Origin of the sequence: Novosphingobium sp. UBA6272, assembly GCF_002440635.1 — a bacterium.
Taxonomy (GTDB): Bacteria; Pseudomonadota; Alphaproteobacteria; order Sphingomonadales; family Sphingomonadaceae; genus Novosphingobium.
The window spans coordinates 129,838-147,815 of sequence record NZ_DJUW01000026.1; the positions used below are offsets into that span (position 1 = coordinate 129,838).

Annotated in this window: 16 protein-coding genes; 9 read left to right on the top strand and 7 right to left on the bottom strand. The window is 62.6% G+C overall.

Annotated features, from left to right (window positions below):
* Positions 1-57 precede the first annotated feature (57 nt).
* The gene (gene parE / locus B2V17_RS11990) at positions 58-2,052 is read left to right on the top strand and encodes a DNA topoisomerase IV subunit B (RefSeq protein ID WP_292997969.1); all 1,995 of its coding nucleotides are present in this window, start codon (positions 58-60) and stop codon (positions 2,050-2,052) included.
* A gap of 43 nt (positions 2,053-2,095) precedes the next feature.
* Here the strand turns inward: parE and B2V17_RS11995 are convergent, their stop codons facing one another.
* Positions 2,096-2,470 (bottom strand): hypothetical protein, encoded by a 375-nt coding sequence (locus tag B2V17_RS11995; protein WP_292997971.1) that lies wholly within the window; start codon positions 2,468-2,470, stop codon positions 2,096-2,098.
* 119 nt (positions 2,471-2,589) lie between these two features.
* Positions 2,590-2,886, bottom strand: coding sequence for a putative quinol monooxygenase (locus B2V17_RS12000; RefSeq protein ID WP_292997973.1), 297 nt, complete (start codon positions 2,884-2,886; stop codon positions 2,590-2,592).
* Between the two features lie 95 nt (positions 2,887-2,981).
* Between B2V17_RS12000 and B2V17_RS12005 the strand changes: the two genes are divergently transcribed.
* The 3 genes from B2V17_RS12005 to B2V17_RS12015 all read left to right on the top strand — a co-directional run bounded on the left by B2V17_RS12005 (position 2,982) and on the right by B2V17_RS12015 (position 6,923).
* A complete protein-coding gene (locus B2V17_RS12005) occupies positions 2,982-4,361 on the top strand; it encodes a DUF4139 domain-containing protein (protein ID WP_292997975.1) in 1,380 nt (459 codons plus the stop codon).
* A gap of 11 nt (positions 4,362-4,372) precedes the next feature.
* Positions 4,373-5,977, top strand: coding sequence for a DUF4139 domain-containing protein (locus B2V17_RS12010; protein WP_292997977.1), 1,605 nt, complete (start codon positions 4,373-4,375; stop codon positions 5,975-5,977).
* Between the two features lie 103 nt (positions 5,978-6,080).
* Complete coding sequence (locus tag B2V17_RS12015; RefSeq protein WP_292997979.1) at positions 6,081-6,923, top strand: DUF4349 domain-containing protein; 843 nt, start codon at positions 6,081-6,083, stop codon at positions 6,921-6,923.
* Between the two features lie 55 nt (positions 6,924-6,978).
* On the opposite strand, the gene B2V17_RS12020 is transcribed toward B2V17_RS12015, so the two are convergent.
* A complete protein-coding gene (locus B2V17_RS12020) occupies positions 6,979-7,641 on the bottom strand; it encodes a Crp/Fnr family transcriptional regulator (protein WP_292997981.1) in 663 nt (220 codons plus the stop codon).
* Between the two features lie 242 nt (positions 7,642-7,883).
* On the opposite strand from B2V17_RS12020, the gene B2V17_RS12025 reads away from it, so the two are divergent.
* Positions 7,884-8,726: an AAA family ATPase gene (locus B2V17_RS12025; protein ID WP_292997983.1), complete on the top strand. Its 843-nt coding sequence runs from the start codon at positions 7,884-7,886 to the stop codon at positions 8,724-8,726.
* A 9-nt stretch (positions 8,727-8,735) separates the two neighbouring features.
* On the opposite strand, the gene B2V17_RS12030 is transcribed toward B2V17_RS12025, so the two are convergent.
* Positions 8,736-9,533 carry a L,D-transpeptidase family protein gene (locus B2V17_RS12030; RefSeq protein ID WP_292997985.1) on the bottom strand — a complete coding sequence of 266 codons (798 nt, stop codon included), beginning with the start codon at positions 9,531-9,533 and terminating at the stop codon, positions 8,736-8,738.
* Between the two features lie 340 nt (positions 9,534-9,873).
* On the opposite strand from B2V17_RS12030, the gene B2V17_RS12035 reads away from it, so the two are divergent.
* The 4 genes from B2V17_RS12035 (at position 9,874) to ygiD (ending at position 14,868) form a co-directional block, all read left to right on the top strand.
* Positions 9,874-10,920 (top strand): hypothetical protein, encoded by a 1,047-nt coding sequence (locus B2V17_RS12035; RefSeq protein ID WP_292997987.1) that lies wholly within the window; start codon positions 9,874-9,876, stop codon positions 10,918-10,920.
* 202 nt (positions 10,921-11,122) lie between these two features.
* The gene (locus tag B2V17_RS12040; protein ID WP_292997989.1) at positions 11,123-12,694 is read left to right on the top strand and encodes a hypothetical protein; all 1,572 of its coding nucleotides are present in this window, start codon (positions 11,123-11,125) and stop codon (positions 12,692-12,694) included.
* A gap of 105 nt (positions 12,695-12,799) precedes the next feature.
* Complete coding sequence (locus B2V17_RS12045) at positions 12,800-13,981, top strand: vWA domain-containing protein (RefSeq protein ID WP_292997991.1); 1,182 nt, start codon at positions 12,800-12,802, stop codon at positions 13,979-13,981.
* Between the two features lie 92 nt (positions 13,982-14,073).
* The gene (gene ygiD / locus B2V17_RS12050) at positions 14,074-14,868 is read left to right on the top strand and encodes a 4,5-DOPA dioxygenase extradiol (protein ID WP_292997993.1); all 795 of its coding nucleotides are present in this window, start codon (positions 14,074-14,076) and stop codon (positions 14,866-14,868) included.
* Here ygiD and B2V17_RS12055 read toward each other — a convergent pair.
* The 3 genes from B2V17_RS12055 to B2V17_RS12065 form a co-directional block, all read right to left on the bottom strand.
* Positions 14,865-16,160 (bottom strand): spinster family MFS transporter, encoded by a 1,296-nt coding sequence (locus tag B2V17_RS12055; RefSeq protein ID WP_292997995.1) that lies wholly within the window; start codon positions 16,158-16,160, stop codon positions 14,865-14,867. The two genes, ygiD and B2V17_RS12055, sit on opposite strands and share 4 nt — an antisense overlap.
* Before the next feature lie 70 nt (positions 16,161-16,230).
* Positions 16,231-17,427 (bottom strand): exo-beta-N-acetylmuramidase NamZ family protein, encoded by a 1,197-nt coding sequence (locus B2V17_RS12060; protein ID WP_292997997.1) that lies wholly within the window; start codon positions 17,425-17,427, stop codon positions 16,231-16,233.
* Complete coding sequence (locus B2V17_RS12065) at positions 17,424-17,966, bottom strand: DOMON-like domain-containing protein (protein WP_292997999.1); 543 nt, start codon at positions 17,964-17,966, stop codon at positions 17,424-17,426. Before B2V17_RS12065 ends, B2V17_RS12060 begins: the two co-directional genes overlap by 4 nt.
* Positions 17,967-17,978 lie beyond the last annotated feature (12 nt).

Genomic DNA, 17,978 nt, shown 5'->3' on the forward strand with positions numbered 1-17,978 from the left:
CGATAAAGACAGGGTGCGGCTTGCACTGCGGATTCCGGGGGTTCTATAGGCCCCTGCATGTCCCAAGCACCCGACGACCTGTTTGACAAACTTCCCGCCAGCACCGGCGAATCCTATGATGGCAGCGCGATCGAAGTCCTCGAAGGGCTTGAACCGGTTCGCCGCCGCCCCGGCATGTACATCGGCGGCACTGACGAGCGCGCCTTTCACCATCTTGCGGCAGAAGTGCTCGACAACGCGATGGACGAAGCCGTGGCCGGCCACGCAAACCGGATCGAGGTAACGCTGGAAGAAGGCAACCGCCTGACCATTACCGATAATGGCCGCGGCATTCCGGTCGACGAGCATCCGAAATATCCCGGCAAGTCAGCGCTGGAAGTGATCCTGACCACGCTGCATTCGGGCGGCAAATTCTCGGGCAAGGCTTACGCCACATCGGGCGGTCTGCACGGCGTGGGGGTTTCGGTGGTCAATGCGCTGTCCACCCTCACCCGGATCGAGGTTGCGCGGAACAAGGAGCTTTACGCGCAGGAGTTTTCGCGCGGAGAACCGCTCGGGCCGCTGCAGCACCTGGGCGGCACGCCAAACCGGCGGGGGACGAGCGTTACCTTCATCCCCGATAGTGAAATCTTCGGCGAGGACGCAAAATTCAAGCCGGCGCGGCTGTTCAAACTGGTCCGGTCGAAGGCCTATCTGTTCGCGGGCGTCGAAATCCGCTGGAAGTGCGTGGCTTCGCTGGCAAGCGAAGAGGTTCCGGCCGAAGCCGTGTTCCAGTTCCCTGGCGGCCTGGCCGATCACCTGCGCGAACAGATCGGCGACCGCGAATGCGTCACCACCCAGTTCTTTTCCGGCTCGCAGGATTTCCCCGGCGAGGAACAGGGCCGGGTCGAATGGGCCGTGGCCTGGCCGCTTTGGTCGGACGGGTCGTATTCCTATTACTGCAACACCATCCCGACCCCCGACGGCGGCACTCACGAACAGGGCCTGCGCGCTGCGCTGACCAAGGGGATCCGGGCCTTCGCCGACCTGGTCGGTCAGAAGAAGGCCAAGGACATCGCGCCGGAGGACGTGATCACCGGCAGCGAAGTGATGCTCTCGGTGTTCGTCCGCGATCCCCAGTTCCAGAGCCAGACCAAGGACCGCCTGACCAGCCCCGAAGCGGCGCGGATGGTCGAGAATGCAGTGCGCGACCACTTCGACCACTTCCTGACCGACAACATGGAGCGCGGCAAAGCGCTGCTCGGCGCGGTGCTGGAACGGATGGATGAGCGGCTGCGGCGCAAGGCCGAGCGCGAGGTCAAGCGCAAGACCGCCACCAACGCCCGCAAGCTGCGCCTGCCCGGCAAGCTGACCGACTGTACCGGCGAAGGCGATGCCGAGACCGAACTGTTCATCGTCGAAGGGGACAGCGCCGGCGGCTCGGCCAAACAGGCACGCGACCGCAAGACCCAAGCGATCCTTCCGATCCGCGGCAAGATCCTCAACGTCGCCAGCGCCACGGCGGACAAGATCCGCGCCAATACCGAAATCGGTGATCTGGGCCTGGCGATGGGCTGCGGGTTTCGCAAGGACTGCAACCCGGACAACCTGCGCTATGACCGGATCATCATCATGACCGATGCCGATGTCGACGGCGCGCATATCGCCACCTTGCTGATGACCTTCTTTTTCCAGGAAATGCCCGAAGTGGTGCGGCGCGGTCACCTCTACCTCGCCCAGCCGCCGCTTTATCGCCTGACCGCCGGCAAGGAGAGCGCCTATGCCCGCGACGAGGCGCACCGGCTTGAGCTGGAAGCGACGGTCTTCAAGGGCAAGAAGGTGGAGGTCGGCCGGTTCAAGGGCCTTGGCGAAATGAACCCGCAGCAATTGCGGGAAACGACCATGGATCCCAACAAGCGCAGCCTGCTGCGCGTGACCTTGCCGCCCGAATACGAAGGCCGCGCGGCGGTGAAGGATCTGGTCGACCGGCTGATGGGCCGCGATCCGGCGCAGCGGTTCATGTTCATCCAGAACCGCGCCGGAGACGTCGATCGCGATATGATCGACGCCTGAGCGGCGGCGCGGGCCTTGCTGCCCGCGCCGCCGTCAGATTGGCTTACTTGGCCGGAGCGTTGCGGCCGACCGTGATGATCGAGGCGCAGCTCTTGGTCAGGCGCGTAGCAGCCGGATCGTTCTTGGTGATCCAGCCCATGATCTTTTCACGACGCGGCTTGATCTCGGCACCAAGGTCCTTGATTTCCGAACCCGACATGATGTTGGCAGCGGTCAGGAACGCGGCAGCGGCATTGGCCGACTGGGTCTTGTCTGCTTCCTTGTCCGACGCGCTGGCGAACAGGATCTGCAGCGCAGTGCAATCGAGTAGCAGGCTGTGGACCGCGGTATCGTATTCCTGGGCCTGGGCCGGAGCCGGAATGGCAGCAAGCATCGAAAGCGCCGAAGCAGCGGCGAGAACGCGCGAAACAGTCTTCATTAGGTTACCCCTCATAGCGGACCCCTCAGTGACAGGCCAAGGCGGCCTTGAGGTTGCCCAAGTGATAACCGCCCCTTTCGCTTGCGTCATTGGAAAAACCCGACACTGCAAAATTGCCGCTATGGATTGATTTCCCGCGCCTCGAGCAGCTTCATTTCGGGCGGGGCAACTGCCATGGCCGTCATGGCCCGCACGAACTCCCCGGATTCCGGTACGGCGAAATGCTGCTTTACTGCCGCGATATCGGCCCATTCCTCGACGAACACGATCCGACTGGGGCTTTCCGCATCGATTTGGCAATTGTGCGCAATGCAGCCGGGTTCAGCGCGTGACCGGCGCGAATGTTCGATGCCCAGCGCGATCGCGGCATCAATGTGTTCGGGGCGAAGCTGGACAGAGCCGGTAATCACGATCATCCCGGCAACATACCGTTAAGATTGGAAAGACCAAGTCTGCGGCATTGACACCACGCCGTGTAACATTATCACATTGCGCTGAGAGGAGACATTCCATGCCCCGCCTGCCCCTGATCCTCACCGCGTCCCTGTTCACCCTCGCAACCGCCGCCTCGGCCGATCCCGGGATCGATATCACGATCTATGCCGACAACCAGGCGCTGGTGCAGGACACCCGCCAGGTCACCTTCACCGGCGCGCCGCAGAAGGTGGAGTTCAAGAACGTTTCCGCCCAGATCCGGCCCGAGACCGCCAGTCTGGCGGCCAGCGACATGCGGATCATCGAGCAGAACTTCGATTACGACCTGCTCTCTCCCGCCAAGATCATGGAAAATGCGGTCGGTCAGACGATCACGCTGGTTCGCACCAACCCCGCGACTGGGGCGGAGACGCGCGAACAGGCGGTCGTGCTTGCGGCCAACGGCGGAGTGGTTTTGCAGATCGGCAGTCGGATCGAGGTTCTCCGCGACGATGGCCTGCCGGTGCGGGTGATCTTCGACAAGGTCCCGCCCAACATGCGCGCCGATCCGACGCTTTCGATCACCCTGCAAGGCAACCCCGGCACGCGCGAGGCTGCGCTGCGCTATCTGACTCCGGGACTAGGATGGCGCGCTGATTATGTCGCGCTTTATGACGACAAACAGGGCACGATCGATGTCCAGGGCTGGGTTACGCTGACCAACAATTCGGGCACGACCTATGAGAATGCGCGGACCGTGCTGGTTGCGGGAAATCCTCGGCTGATCGGCCAGAACGGCGGAGGGCGCGGCTATCAGCCGGGCCATGACGGCGAAGGCATGGTCGAAGCCGGCACCGAAAGCGGCACCCGTGAGCGGCTTGGCGACTATTATCTCTACCCGCTGGGCGACCGGACCACTGTGGCCAATCTCCAGACCAAGCAGGTCAGCTTCCTCGATGTCCACGGCGCCCCGGCCCAGCATGGTTATGAAGCCTGGTTTGGCTGGATGCAGACCTCCGAAACCCCGATCAGCGCGGCGACGGTCTATAGCTTCAGCAATTCAGCCAAGGGCGGACTTGGCGATCAGCTCCCCGCCGGCATCGTCCGGTTCTATCTCCGCGACGCGCGCGGGCAGGCTCAGTTCATTGGCGAGCACGCGATCGGCCATACCCCGATGGGATCGAAGCTGGCGATCAGCACCGGCCAGGCCTTCGACGTCAAGGTGCAGCCGGTGGTCGAGGCGCGGACCAAGGTCAGCGACCGGCGCTGGAAGACCTCGATGCGCTATACGCTGAGCAATGCCCTGCCCAAGCCGGTCACCGTCCGGGTCATCCAGTCAGGTCTGTGGGGCGATGTCCGGATCACAACCGAAAGCGCCAAGAGCGAACGCCGCGATGCGGATTCAGTGCTCTGGACGGTAACCGTCCCGGCCAACGGCAAGACCGACCTGACCGCCACCTTCGACACGCGGTACTGAGGGCTGCGCCCGTGTGCCGCTCGCTGATCTTGCTTCTGACGCTGATCACTGCGCTCCCCGCGCAGGCCCAGGTGCGCGAAGTTAAAGCGGCTGACCCCAGCGACATTTCGGTCACGATCTACCGCGCGCCATACCGCAATGGCGGATCGATCCGGCTCGACAGCCTGGGCGGGTTCGCGGTGGTTATGGAAACCCGCACCTTGCGGATCCCGGCGGGCAAGAGCCGGTTGCGTTTCGAAGGGGTGGTCGACGGGATCCTGCCCGAAAGCGCGATCGTATCGGGCCTGCCGGGCGGGGTGATCGAAAAGAACCGCGATGCGGCGCTGCTCAATCCTTCCTCGCTGATGCGCGCGGTGCGGGGCAAGGTGGTGATGCTGAAGCGCACCGATCCGGCGACCGGCAAGGCGATCAGCCTTCCCGGTGAAATCATCTCGGCCGGGCCTGACGGGGTGGTGTTCAAGACCGCCGGAGGAATCGAGAACCTGCGGTGTTCGGGCCTGCCCGAGACCTTCCGCTATTCCAGCGGAGCCGAGGGCCTCTCCGCTAGGCCGACGCTTTCGGTGCTGACCAGCAGCCCGCGCGAAATCACCGCGACAGTCACCCTCACCTACATCGCCGAGGGGTTCGACTGGAGCGCCAACTACACCGCGCATATCAATCCCGACGGCAAGACCATGGACATCGGCGGGTGGATCACACTGGCCAATGGCAACGGCATGTCGCTGCCCGATGCCCGGACCCAGATCGTCGCCGGCGGGCTCAACCGGGCCTATGTCCAGAAGTTCGTCAACAATCAGCCGCAGGTTGTGGCCAAGTGCTGGCCGAGCCAGCGCACCCATCAGGTTCCGCGCAAGCCGGAGCGGCCCTATCAGCTGGTCCAGCCCTACATGGGCGAGGACTATGAACGTTATGCCGAATCAGATGCGATTGTGCTGACTGCGGAGCGCCGGAAGGGCGTTTTCGCGCCACCGCCGTCGCCGGTCATGGCCATGGCGCCTCCACCACCCCCGCCTCCGCCGCCCCCACCGCCCGAACAGCTTGGGGATCTCAAACTCTACCGCGTCCCGCAGCGCACCACTGTCGCCGGCATGCAGATGAAGCAGACCCGGCTGGTCGAACAGCGCGGCGTGCCGTTCGAACGGATCCACACCGCGATGATCTCGGTCGTCAATTATGGCAGCGGGGAAGAACGGCCACAGACGCTGGTGATCCTGCGCACCAGAAACGACAAGGAGCACCAGCTTGGTCTGCCGCTGCCCTCAGGGGCTTTCGTGATCGAACAGGATCACTGGGGCCGGACGATGCGCATTGCCGAACCCAGTCTGCGCGACACTGCCGAGGATGAGAAGATCGAGCTGGGTGCGGGCTATTCGCCCGACGTGACGGTTGTACGCCGTACCCTGCGCCGCGAGGGTCAGGAGAGCGAGGTTGAGGTCGAAGTGTCCAACGCCAGTCCGCAAGAGATCGTGTTCGAGCTGAAGGTCGCGGTATACGGCAGCTGGAAGATCGGCAGCAGCGAAGCCAAGTGGGAAAAGCGCGACGGGGTGCCCGTTTTCGTGCTGCGCATTCCGGCTGAGGGCAGCGTCAAGCTGCGCTATTCCGCCACTTCCAACTGATTCAAGCCATGCGAATGCTCGGGCCATAACACACCCTTGCCAAACTCTACTGAATTGATAGACCTAATACTCTACCGATTCGGTAGTTATTTGGGAGAGTGTCATGCGTTCGTTCCCCCTGCCCCTGTTGGCGCTGTGCGCCCCGGCCTTGCTGCTGTCCGCCTGTGCCGCCGAAAAGTCCGAAGCCCCTGCCTCTGAAGACGCCGCTGCCGCGGGCGCACCGAACATCCCCGGCGCTGTCGCGCCCGGTGTCGCCTTTCGTTACGACTATGCCTTCACTCTGCCCGGAAAAGCGATCTCGCAGGTCCAGCAAAAGCATGCCGCGGCCTGCCAGAAGCTTGGCCCTGATCGCTGCCGCGTCACCGGGGTCAGCTATGAACAGCCGCGCGAGGATGAAGTCTCAGCTCGGCTTGATCTGCTGCTCGCCCCCGATGTCGCGCATGCCTTCGGCAACGACGCGATTGCGGCGGTCGAAGCGGCAGATGGCAAGATCGAACACGCATCGGTCCAGGGCGAGAACGCCGGCGACGCGATCAAGCTGTCGCAATCGGACAGCGCCGGGATCCAGGCCGAGATTGCCCGGATCGAGGATCGCCTTGCCGCCAAGGGCCTGACGGCTGCGGAACGGGTCGAACTGCAGCAGCAACTGGCCAGCCTGCGTGAGCAGTTGCGCGGTCAGGTGGCTGATCGCAAGGCCAGGGAGGCCTCGATCGCCAGCACCCCGGTCAGCTTCAGTTATGCCAGCGAGGGTATTCTGGCTGGCGAAGGCACCTTCACCAAGGCCGCCAGTGCCAGCTGGTCGAGCGTCGAGGGCCTGCTCGCCTTTATCACGCTGTTGCTGGGCGTGGCGCTGCCGTGGGTCGCCCTGATTGGTGGCGGCGTACTGGCCTGGCGCTGGCTGCGCCGCCTGCGGATCCGGACCCCGGAGCCTGCTCCCAGCGAGTAAGGCTTCCGCCCCCGCGCCTCCCTCCCCCTCCCGGCGCGGGGGCACTCTTTCGATTTCAGGTCTGATCGGCCAGCCACTTGCGCAGCCGTGGGGGGTCCGGGATGCGCACAACCCGGTATCCGGTCTCGATCAGGCCCTGCCTCTTCAGCGCCGACAGGCATTTGGACAGGGTCATGGTCGAAGTGCCAAGCATGCTGGCGAGGTCTTCCTGCACGCAGTTGATCCGATTCGATGCCCCCGCCTGGCGCAGCAGCGCCAGCAGGATCTTGGCGAGATGGGCTTCGCGCGACATGGCCCGCAGATCGTCGCTCATCGCCATCGCGGCCTTCAGGCGCAGCGCGGTGATCCGGTAGAGCGCCGCGAGTACCTCGGGATGCTCCATCAGCGACTGAAACGCCGCGGCATCAAAGTGATCGATCAGGACGTTCCCCACAGCGACCGCATCGTGGGTGCGCCGGTTCGGCCCGCTAACCAGCAGCACATCGCCAAAATGCTGGCCCTTTCGGACCAGGCTAACAAAGGTTTGCGAACCGTCGGCATGGAGCCGGCACAGGCGGACCTGGCCCTTGATCACGATTCCCATTGTCGCCTCGGAATCGCCCCGGCTGTGGATCAGTTCGCCATCCGAATAGGCGCGGCGTTGCCCGGTCAGCGCCAGCCAATCCCGCGCCTCGGCCGAAATTAGATCAAGTAATTCATGGCCGGCCAGAGCAATCATTGCGGTCCGCCTCAAAACATAAAAAAGTTTATATTCGCAAAACTGCACGGAAGCTAGACCGACAGCCACAAGAGCCCTTCGGGTCGCGCAATTCTGGGGGGAATTGGAAGAGGGGGTTGCGGGCGCCGCGCTTTCGAGCTGCGGCGCCCGCTTTTTTTTTCGGCTCCACACAGCCCTCTTGCCAGCCCCGCGCAAGCGCCTTATCCCGCTTAACCGAACGATTAAACGAACAGGGAGTTCCCATGCGCTTCGAGGGCACCAGCAACTATGTCGCGACCGACGATCTCAAGGTGGCGGTCAACGCAGCGGTGCTGCTGCGCCGCCCCCTGCTGGTCAAGGGTGAGCCCGGCACCGGCAAGACCGTGCTGGCCCATGAAATTGCCAAGGCCGTCAACGCGCCGCTGATCGAATGGAATGTCAAGTCGACCACCAAGGCCCAGCAGGGGCTCTACGAATATGACGCCGTCGCCCGGCTGCGCGACGGCCAGCTGGGTGACGAGCGTGTCCACGACATCTCGAATTACATCAAGAAGGGCAAGCTGTGGGAAGCCTTCACCAGCCCGCAGCTGCCGGTCCTGCTGATCGACGAGATCGACAAGGCCGACATCGAGTTTCCGAACGACCTGCTTCAGGAACTCGACCGGATGAGTTTCGATGTCTACGAAACCAAGGAGCGGATCGCGGCAGCCGAGCGCCCGATCGTGGTGATCACCTCGAACAACGAAAAGGAACTGCCCGACGCCTTCCTGCGCCGCTGCTTCTTCCACTACATCAAATTCCCCGACCGCGAGACGATGCAGTCGATCATCGACGTCCACTTCCCCGGGATACAGAAGACCCTGGTGACCAAGGCGATGGACATCTTCTACGAGGTTCGCGAAGTGCCGGGGCTGAAGAAGAAGCCGAGCACAAGCGAACTGCTCGACTGGCTCAAACTGCTGCTCAACGAAGACATGCCGCTCGATGTGCTGCAGCAGAAGGATCCGACCAAGGCGATCCCGCCGCTCCACGGTGCCCTGCTCAAGAACGAGCAGGACGTGATGCTGTTCGAACGCCTGGCCTTCATGGCCCGGCGGCAGAACTGATCCTGCCAGCTAACTCACGTTGAAGCAGGCGGTCCCGCTGCGCTTCAGCTCAGAGCACAGGGCATGGGCGCCGGGCGCGGTCGTGCGCAAGCGGTAGACCCGGCGCGATCCGACCACGGCCGGGATTATCATGCGCTGGGTACCGAGCAATTGTGGATGACGGTTTGTCAGATCGGCCCAGAGCGCATCGGCCTCCGCTTGGCTTTGTGCGGCGGCCAACTGGATCGTCTGGCCGGTTGGCGCGGGCTGCGATTGGACCGGGACCAACACCAGCGCTTCAATTTGTGGCGGCGGATTGGCAGATGCGAGGACCGGCGGCGCGGCACTGCCCGGCAATGAGGTGCCCGGCATCGGCATGTTGAGCGCCATGCTGATCGCAGCTTGGTCCGATTTCACCGCCGCGTTGGTCACCACCACCGTCGTTGCCTCGGCCCTGGTCAGCGCAAACAGCGAGCGGGCGAAGCCGTGCGGCACGCGGATGCAGCCGTGCGAGGCATTGTACGCGGGAACGTGCCCGGCATGGATCGCAATCCCGCTCCAGGTGAGGCGCTGCATGAAGGGCATCGGCGCATTGCTGTAGAGGTTCGAGCGGTGAAACTTGCGCTTTTGCAGGATCGGGAAAACTCCATTCGGAGTCCCGTGCCCGCGTTTTCCGGTCGATACCGGCGACTTGGCCCACAGCGCACCGTCCTTGAATACGAACATCTGGCGCGACGATTTGCTGACCACGATCAACACGCCCGATTGCAATACCTTGGTGACCGGCGGCGGCAGTTGAACCTTTTGCGCGGCCGGCTTGGCGGGCATCGGAGCCAAGACTGCCGATGCCTGCGCCTGGGCCACGTGCGCGCCGGGCACAGCCTCCAGGCCCGGGATGGCGAGGCCTGCAACCAACAAGAGCAAGAAAGTTGCGCCGAGTACGGCAGCAGCACGGATCATGGTAAACACCCGTTAACCGAGTCTTTTCACCATGAACCGTTAAGCTGTTGCACTCAACCGGATTCTAGCCCCAGCCTGTGCAAGTCCCGCCCCCTCCGAAGCTGCCCCAGTGCCTCCAGAGCGCCTTGCCCCCGCATATGGCGCGTGTCATGTTGCCAACCAACGCCGACCCGATGGCAGGCCGCGCGCGATATTGAGGGACAGGCCAATGCAAAGACTGGCAACCACACTGATTGCGTTTGCCGCGCTTGCGCTGCCAGGCGTTGCCATGGCGGCTGCGCCGATCGCATTGCCCAAGGGCAAGGCCTGGGAGCACAAGCAGACCAAGCTCAAGGTTCCAGCGGTGGTCGATGGTTTTGCGCGTTACGAGGCGGCTGACTATGGCAGTAGCCAGTCCGATGTGATGTTCCAATACCGCGATACGGTCAGCGAAACCCGCGTAACACTTTACCTCTACCGTGCCGGTAGTGCGAGTGTGCCAATCTGGGCGGACCGAGCCGAGTCCAGCATCGCTGCCAATGCTGCAGCCTATGGCACACTCGACAAGGACGGACGCCGCTTCTCGTTCTACACACCCTGGAGCAATGCCCCCAATAGCGCGGTGCGGGTTACCTTTCCGCTCTCCGGCAAAGGGGTTTCGGCGACCGGCCTGATGCTGGCCAAGCGCGGCGAATGGCTAATCAAGATCCGGATGACATCCAACCGCCTCGATGCCGCGTCTGTCGAAGCCCGGCTCGCCAGCTTTTTCGCCGGGCTTGCCTTCAAGCCTGACAAGGTCGGAGCGGAACCGGCCTATGCTATTCAGCTCTGCCCCGACCGGTTGCCCGCTACCGAAGCCAGCCTTGTCGAACGCGGCAAAGACGATGGCGTAATGGCCGGTGCCTTGATCAACAGCATCGCTCCGATGCCGGCCAAGAACAAGCCGGAAAGGGCACCAGTCTATTGCCGCGACGCGGCTTCGGAAGGGCTCTACGGGGTCTATCGACCGGGTGGTGCCATGGACCGCTATTTGCTTGCCATAGGCGATGGCGGCGTAACCATGACCGTCGGACGCGATGCATTGGGAGAGCTTTCCGGTCAGCGCGAAGCACGATTCAGTCCGACACTTTTGACCGCCGAACGGGCTGTGGGTTTTGCCCCTTACACTGCCTTGCCTTCACCCAAGCAGGTCATGAGGAGCCTCAACGCGGCCAAACCAATCTGGGCCCGTTCGCGCCTGCCTGGCAAGGAAAAGGAAATCCAGATCATCATGTAAGCAGGCTAGGCAATCGTGATTCGCGCTGTGCAAACTGCCCTAAGTGCTCAAGCTGCGGATCGGCTTGCGTTCAGACGCGCACGCATTGGCGTTGATTTCCGGCAATTTGTTTATTGCCAACAAACAAATTGAAGAATCCACTTTACTTAATATGAATATTCGCAATTCTATCCCTGCAAAATAAAGCGGGGGAGAATCCCTAGTGATTAAACCGGTTGGGCTGATCGCTTGCGCGATTTCGGCATTGGTAGTGACATCTTGTACGTCGGGCGGTGACAAGCCCGAAGCTGCAAGTGCTGCGCAGGTTTGCGCCAGCCCCGTGCCGTTCCCCGGCGGCTTCGACTATCCGCAAAGCGCCCAGACCATTCAGAACTGGGTCGCAAAGCGCGATATCGCAGCTGCTCGGCAGCATGGCTGGAATCTGTTTGCCGGGCTCCAGAGCGATGCCGGCGGGCAATGGGTCTGGCGATCATGGTGCACCGCTACGCAGGCCTTTGCTGGGCAGGCCTCGCCGAGCGGCTCGCCTGATGCAGAGGGCGCAGAAGCCGCCGCCGCGACCACACACGGCCAGCTGCCGATGAAGATGTTCAAGCAGAAAAATGGTCCAACCACCGGCGCAGACCCGATCAACTTCACTGATGTCCCCCAATATCCGATTCCCCCACAGGTTCTATCGAATCCGAAGTACAAGCAATGCATTCAGGCTCCAGCCAAGGGGGCCAAATTGCAGACCCTGGCCGGCGGACCGCAGTTCCAGAACAACGGCGACGTGATGGTTGCAGGGGTGATCTACAACGATCCCGCTTACCAATGGATCCGCAACAAAAGTCTTTATCAGACCGCGACCCTGCAAGGCCTCTTGCCACCCGCTAACCAGAACCGCGAGATGGCCGCGATGCCTTCCGGCTCGATCGTGCTCAAGCCGATGCTTTGGCCGATCAAACAGTCCGGCTACACCGCGCTACCCGTCTGGGATGATCGGAAAGACGATTTCGGCCGCTATTCCGGGTTCGAAATCCAGTCGCAGTGGCCGCGGGCGATGGCGGTGACGCCGCAATCCGCCTCACAGATCGCCACGGTCGACGTGACCTACCTTCACGGCGTGACGACTAAGGCCGGAGGCAAGCTTGGTCCAAATACGTACAAGCAGGCCCGTACCGTCGGGATCGAACAGTTCTATCATTTCAAGCCCGACCTCGCTTCGCTTGATCCTTGCGATCAGGCGATCCTCGATGCCTCGGCCTATTACGCCTATGGCCAACCGTTCAAGCAGGGCGACTACCTTGCACTGATCGCCATGCACATCATGACCAAGGAACAGCCTGACTGGACCTTCCAGTCGGTCTGGTGGAGCGACCGGGCCGGGACCGGTCCATACGCCGCTGACCGTCCGAGCAACCCTGCCGCCAAAGGTCCATGGCGCAACTACCTGATGGCATCGACTTATGGCTGGCGCGATGTGGCCCAGCCCGCCAACTGGCCGATCGCTTACAACCCATACATCGAACTGGCCGCAGCGCACCCGATCGATACAAATTGCATGAACTGTCACAAGCGCGCGGCCTGGCCCGAAGGCGATAATGCCGGGTCATATTTGCGCGACGGCGGGCCTAGTGCACTGCAGGCGTTCCGTTATCAGGACCAGCCCATTTTCAACGGTTTGATCGGGGTGGACTCACTCTGGTCGATCGCGGACCGCGTCCCCCCCGCGGCTTCCGCCACCCCGACGTCTTCGCCTTCTGCCGGTCCCCCGCTCAAACCGGCCACGCGTTGACCCGGAGCGGCCCGGTTATCCCAACAGGGAGGCCGGGCCGCAACTGCTCTTGCCCAAGGCCGCGCTTCGCCTTAATCAAGCGATTAAGAGAAGGAGCGGCCTCACGTGTTTTTCAACTTTGTCGACGAACTGCGCGCCGCCGGGATCAAGGCCAGCTTCAAGGAGCACCTGATGCTGCTCGAAGCGCTCGACAAGGACGTGATCGAGCAGACGCCTGAGCAGTTCTACTACCTGTCGCGCGCGGTGTTCGTGAAGGACGAAGGGCTGCTCGACAAATTCGACCTGGTTTTCAACAAGGTCTTCAAGGGTATCATGACCAATTACGGTCAGGACCCGGTCGACATTCCCGAAGACTGGTTGAAGGCTGTCGCCGAGAAGTTCCTCACGCCCGAGGAAATGGCCGCGATCGAGAAGCTCGGGACCTGGGACGAGATCATGGAGACGCTCAAGCAGCGGCTCGCCGAACAGCAAAAGCGCCACGAAGGCGGCAATAAGTGGGTAGGCACCGGCGGGACCTCGCCGTTCGGCAACAATGGCTACAATCCAGAAGGCGTGCGGATCGGCGGCGAATCGAAGCACAAGCGCGCGCTGAAGGTTTGGGAAAAGCGCGAGTTCGCCAATCTCGACAACACCCGCGAGCTCGGCACCCGCAACATCAAGATCGCGCTGCGCCGTCTGCGCCGCTTCGCCCGCGAAGGCCATGCCGACGAGCTCGATCTGGACGCGACGATTGACGGCACCGCCAAGCAGGGCTGGCTCGATATCCGGATGCGACCCGAACGGCACAATGCGGTCAAGCTGCTGCTGTTCCTCGATGTCGGAGGCTCGATGGATCCGTTCATCAAGCTGGTCGAGGAGCTGTTTTCCGCAGCAACTACAGAGTTCAAGAACCTGGAGTTCTTCTATTTCCACAACTGCCTCTACGAGGGTGTGTGGAAGGACAACAAACGCCGTTGGAGCGAGCGTACCAACACCTGGGACATCCTCCACAAGTACGGCCATGACTACAAGGTGGTGTTCGTCGGCGACGCGGCGATGAGCCCTTACGAGATCACCCATCCCGGTGGCTCGGTCGAGCACTTCAACGAGGAGGCGGGCTCCGAATGGCTCAAGCGGGTGGCCCACGTCTATCCCGCCACCGTCTGGATCAACCCGGTCCCGGAAAAGCAGTGGTCCTATTCGCAGTCGACCAAGATGATCAAGGAACTGGTTGGCGGATCGATGTACCCGCTGACGCTGGGCGGGCTTGACGATGCGATGCGTGAGCTGACCCGCAAGAAGCACTGATGCGGGTTACCGCAGCGTAACCGCAGCGCCGCTTTTGGCGGATCAACATATGCTGCGATTGCAGTCGGCAGCCTCCGGGCCATATTGGCGGCATGACCCAACGCCTTCCCGTCCTTTTCCTCGGCCATGGTTCGCCGATGACTGTCATCACCGATGGACCCGAACGCCGCGCCTGGCAGGCCCTGGGCAAGTCCCTACCCCGCCCGTGCGCGATCCTGGTGATCTCGGCCCATTGGGAAACCAGCGGCGCGAGCCATCTCACCGTCGGCGAGCAGCCGCGCACGATCCATGATTTCGGCGGCTTTCCCGATGAACTGTTCGCGATCCAGTATCCGGCGCCCGGGTCGGCCGAACTGGTCGAACGCGTCGCCGCGTTGCTCGGTGAAGACCGCATCCGCCGTGATGATACCTGGGGCTTTGACCACGGTTCATGGGGCGTGGTCCGGCCGATGTACCCGGCTGCCGAGATACCGATGGTTCAGTTGAGCCTTGATCGCGGATTGCCGGCCGAAGAGCATATTGCGCTGGGCCGCAAGCTCGCGCCGCTGCGCGATGAAGGCGTGCTGATTATTGGCAGCGGCAATGTCGTCCACAATCTGCGGCTGTGGCGCCAGTTTGCCGGGACGCGGCCGGACTGGGCGGTCGATTTCCAACACAGGATCAATGCGGCCATGCTCGCCGGCGATGAAGCCGCGCTGACCCGGTTCACCGCAGAGGATCAGGCCGCCATGGCCGCGATCAACAGCGCTGAACACTACCTGCCGCTGCTCTATATCGCAGGCGCGCGGGTGCCCGGTGATGAAGTCGGCGTGTTCAGCGACAGCATTGATGGTGCGCTGTCGATGACCAGCTACCTGATCGGCGACACAGCCCTGCTCAGCACCTAGCCCTGCTTGTCGAGCTCATCGTTAAGGCGAAGGCTGGCACGCCAGAAGAAGAATGCGGGGATGAAACCCAGCCACGCCGCGCCAAACAGCACCCAGCGAACGCTTTCCGTGCCCGCCATGGGTTGCAGCCAGTCGGACAATGCACCGAACGCGAACGGGCCCAGGCCAAGTCCGATTAGGTTTTGGCCGAACAGCATGACCGAGGCTGCGACGGCGCGCAATTCCTTGCGGACCAGCCCCTGTACGCAGGCATAGGCAGGGCCGTAATAAGCCGCATTGAGGATCGTCGGCACGAGGATCAGCAGCCCTGCCACCCACCAGATCGGGGCACCATAGCCAAGGAACTGGATCGGCGCGGCAACCGCCATGCCAACCGCAGGAAGCGTCAGGATGTGACGGCGGTTGATTGCCCCGAACCGGTCAGCCGCCCAGCCACCCAGCCAGGTGCCGAATACCCCGGCGATGCCGAGTGTAACCGAGCCCAGGATACCGACTTCGGTGGTTGTCATGCCGTGGCTGCGGATGAACAGCGAGAGCGTCCAAAGCCCCTTGCCGTAACTGAGAAAAGCGGCGACCGAGGCGGCAACGAGCAGCAAGACATAGGCGCGCGAGGCAAAGACTTCGCCCACCGCCTTGCCCACCGGCATCTGGGCCGGGCCTGACGGGCTGGCTTCACCCTTCATCAACCCGATCCGGCGCGGTTCGATAAGCAACTTGGGCAGCAAGAGCGCAAGCACGAGCCCGGGCGCGCCGACCAGCATCAGCGCGACCCGCCAGCCCCAGATATCGTTGACTACACCGCCGATTATGAGACCCAGCAGCGAACCAATCGGCACGCCCATGCCATAAAAGGCGATTGCCGAAGCGCGCTTTTCGGGGGCAACCGTGTCGCTGATCAGGCTGTGCGCGGATGGCGTGCAGCCGGCTTCGCCCACCCCAACACCAATCCGGGCCAGTGCCATCTGCCAGAAATTCTGCGCAAAGCCGCACAGCGCGGTCATGCCTGACCATATGATCAGCGAAACCGAGATCAGCCTTGAACGATTGGTGCTGCCACGATCGGCAAAACGCGCAATGGGAATGCCGAGGACGGCATAGAAAACGGCAAATGCGGGGCCGGCCAGCAGGCCAAGTTGCGTATCGCTGAGCCCAAGTTCACTTTTGATCGGTTCTGCCAGGATGTTGAGAATTTGACGGTCCAGGAAATTGAAGATGTAGACGACCAGCAGGGTCCACAGCATCAGCCGGGTCGATTTGTCGAACTTGCCTGGAGCTGCCTTGCCTTCGTTCATGATCTCTCCCGTCAGATTGCGGCTCCGTTGGATCTGCGCCCAGTCGGTTGACCGATTTAGTTCGCGTAACTCAATACACCAAAAAGGGTCGCACGGTTTCCGACCAGGCAGCTTCATCGGCGCTGGCAACGTGGTCCAGGTCACCCGGTTGAACGGCGCGATCATCGACCCATTCGCGCAAGGCGGGACCGCCGTTGATCACGTCGATCGCCAGCCTTTCAAATTCGTACTCGTAAGGGAAATCGCGCCAGATTTCATAGTCGGGATAAAGCCGCCGGATCGCCTTGAAGGCCAGCGCCTGCAGCCGCCAGGGCTGGAAGGCGTGGTGATCGTAGAACTTGCCTTCGGCGTGGATCATCACCCCGTTGCACAAATGCCCGGCATGCTTGTGGAAGGTCGGCGTGAACCAGCATTCGCGCAGGGCGCAGCCTGCCAGCCATTGCGGGGCGACGTGGTGCATTTCGGCCAGGACGTTTTTCGCATCGATGTCCGGAGCGCCGAACAGCACCTCGAGCGGCCGGGTGGTCCCGCGCCCCTCGCTGAGCGTTGCGCCTTCCAGCATAACTGTGCCGGCATAGGCGCGGCCCATGTTGACACTGGCGGCGTTGGGACTGGGGTTGATCCAGATCCGGCTTTCGGGCCAGCCAAAGCCCGGCCCTTCCGGCTCCCACCCCTCCATCGCGATCACGCGGTACGGCAGGTCGAGCTTGAAATGGTCGATGAACCAATGGCCCATCTCGCCCAGCGTCAGTCCATGGCGCATCGGCATCGGCCCAGCCCCGACGAAGCTTTCCTGCCCCGGGACCAGCAGCGTTCCTTCGATCGGACGCCCGGCGGGATTGGGGCGATCGAGCACCCAGACTTCCTTGCCGGCGGCCTGGGCAGCCTCCAGCAGGTAAAGCAGCGTCGTCACGAAGGTATAGATCCGGCAACCGAGATCCTGCAGGTCGAACAGGAACACGTCGGCCGTGCTCATCATCTGCCCGCTGGGGCGGCGAACCTCGCCATAGAGGCTGAACACGGGGATGTTATAAGTCGGATCGACCTCGTCCGGGGTCTCGACCATATTGTCCTGCTTGTCGCCCTTCAGCCCATGCTGCGGGCCGAAGGCGGAGGAGACGTTGACACCCGCGGCGATCAGCGCATCGAGCGAGTGAGTAAGGTCTTCCGTAACGCTCGCCGGATGCGCGACGAGGGCAACGCGGCGGCCCTTGAGTTGATTGAGCAGTGCGGGGTCGGCCAGCAGCCGGTCGATACCGAATTTCATGCTGTGCTGGGTGGCGGAAGCGTCGCGGCAAAGCAAGTGGGATGGTGGAAATCGGGCTTGCCGGGAGGGTGGGCCAGCGCCCAGTAGCTTTTGGTGCCGTTGCGTTCCTCGATCACGGCGGAGAGGGAAATTCGGGCTTCGCGTTTGGCCAGCGCCACAATCCGGGCATGGAGCGAACAGCATTCGGGCGTTCTCGTCGCCTCATAGACCTCAGGCACGCGATCGAAGTCCAGATCCCGCATGCCCTCGCGGTAGGAGTCGAAGCCGTATCCGGCCCAGGCGCCGCCGGGCGAAAAGTTGAACTCCCGGTATCCCGGGCCAGCTCCATCGGCGATGAACATTTCAAAGCAAGTCGATTGCCAGAGGTTGTCGGCCCGCCTGGGCAGCGCCCACTGCGGCCATACCAATTGCGCTGTTTCACCATGCAGATCGAACCACAGACCGATATTGTCCGCTGACGCGTGCGACACTTTGGCTGAAATCGCCTTGATCGCCTTGCCAGGCGTATCCGGATGGCAAGTCAGCCAATAGGTTTCCAAACCGCGCTTCCT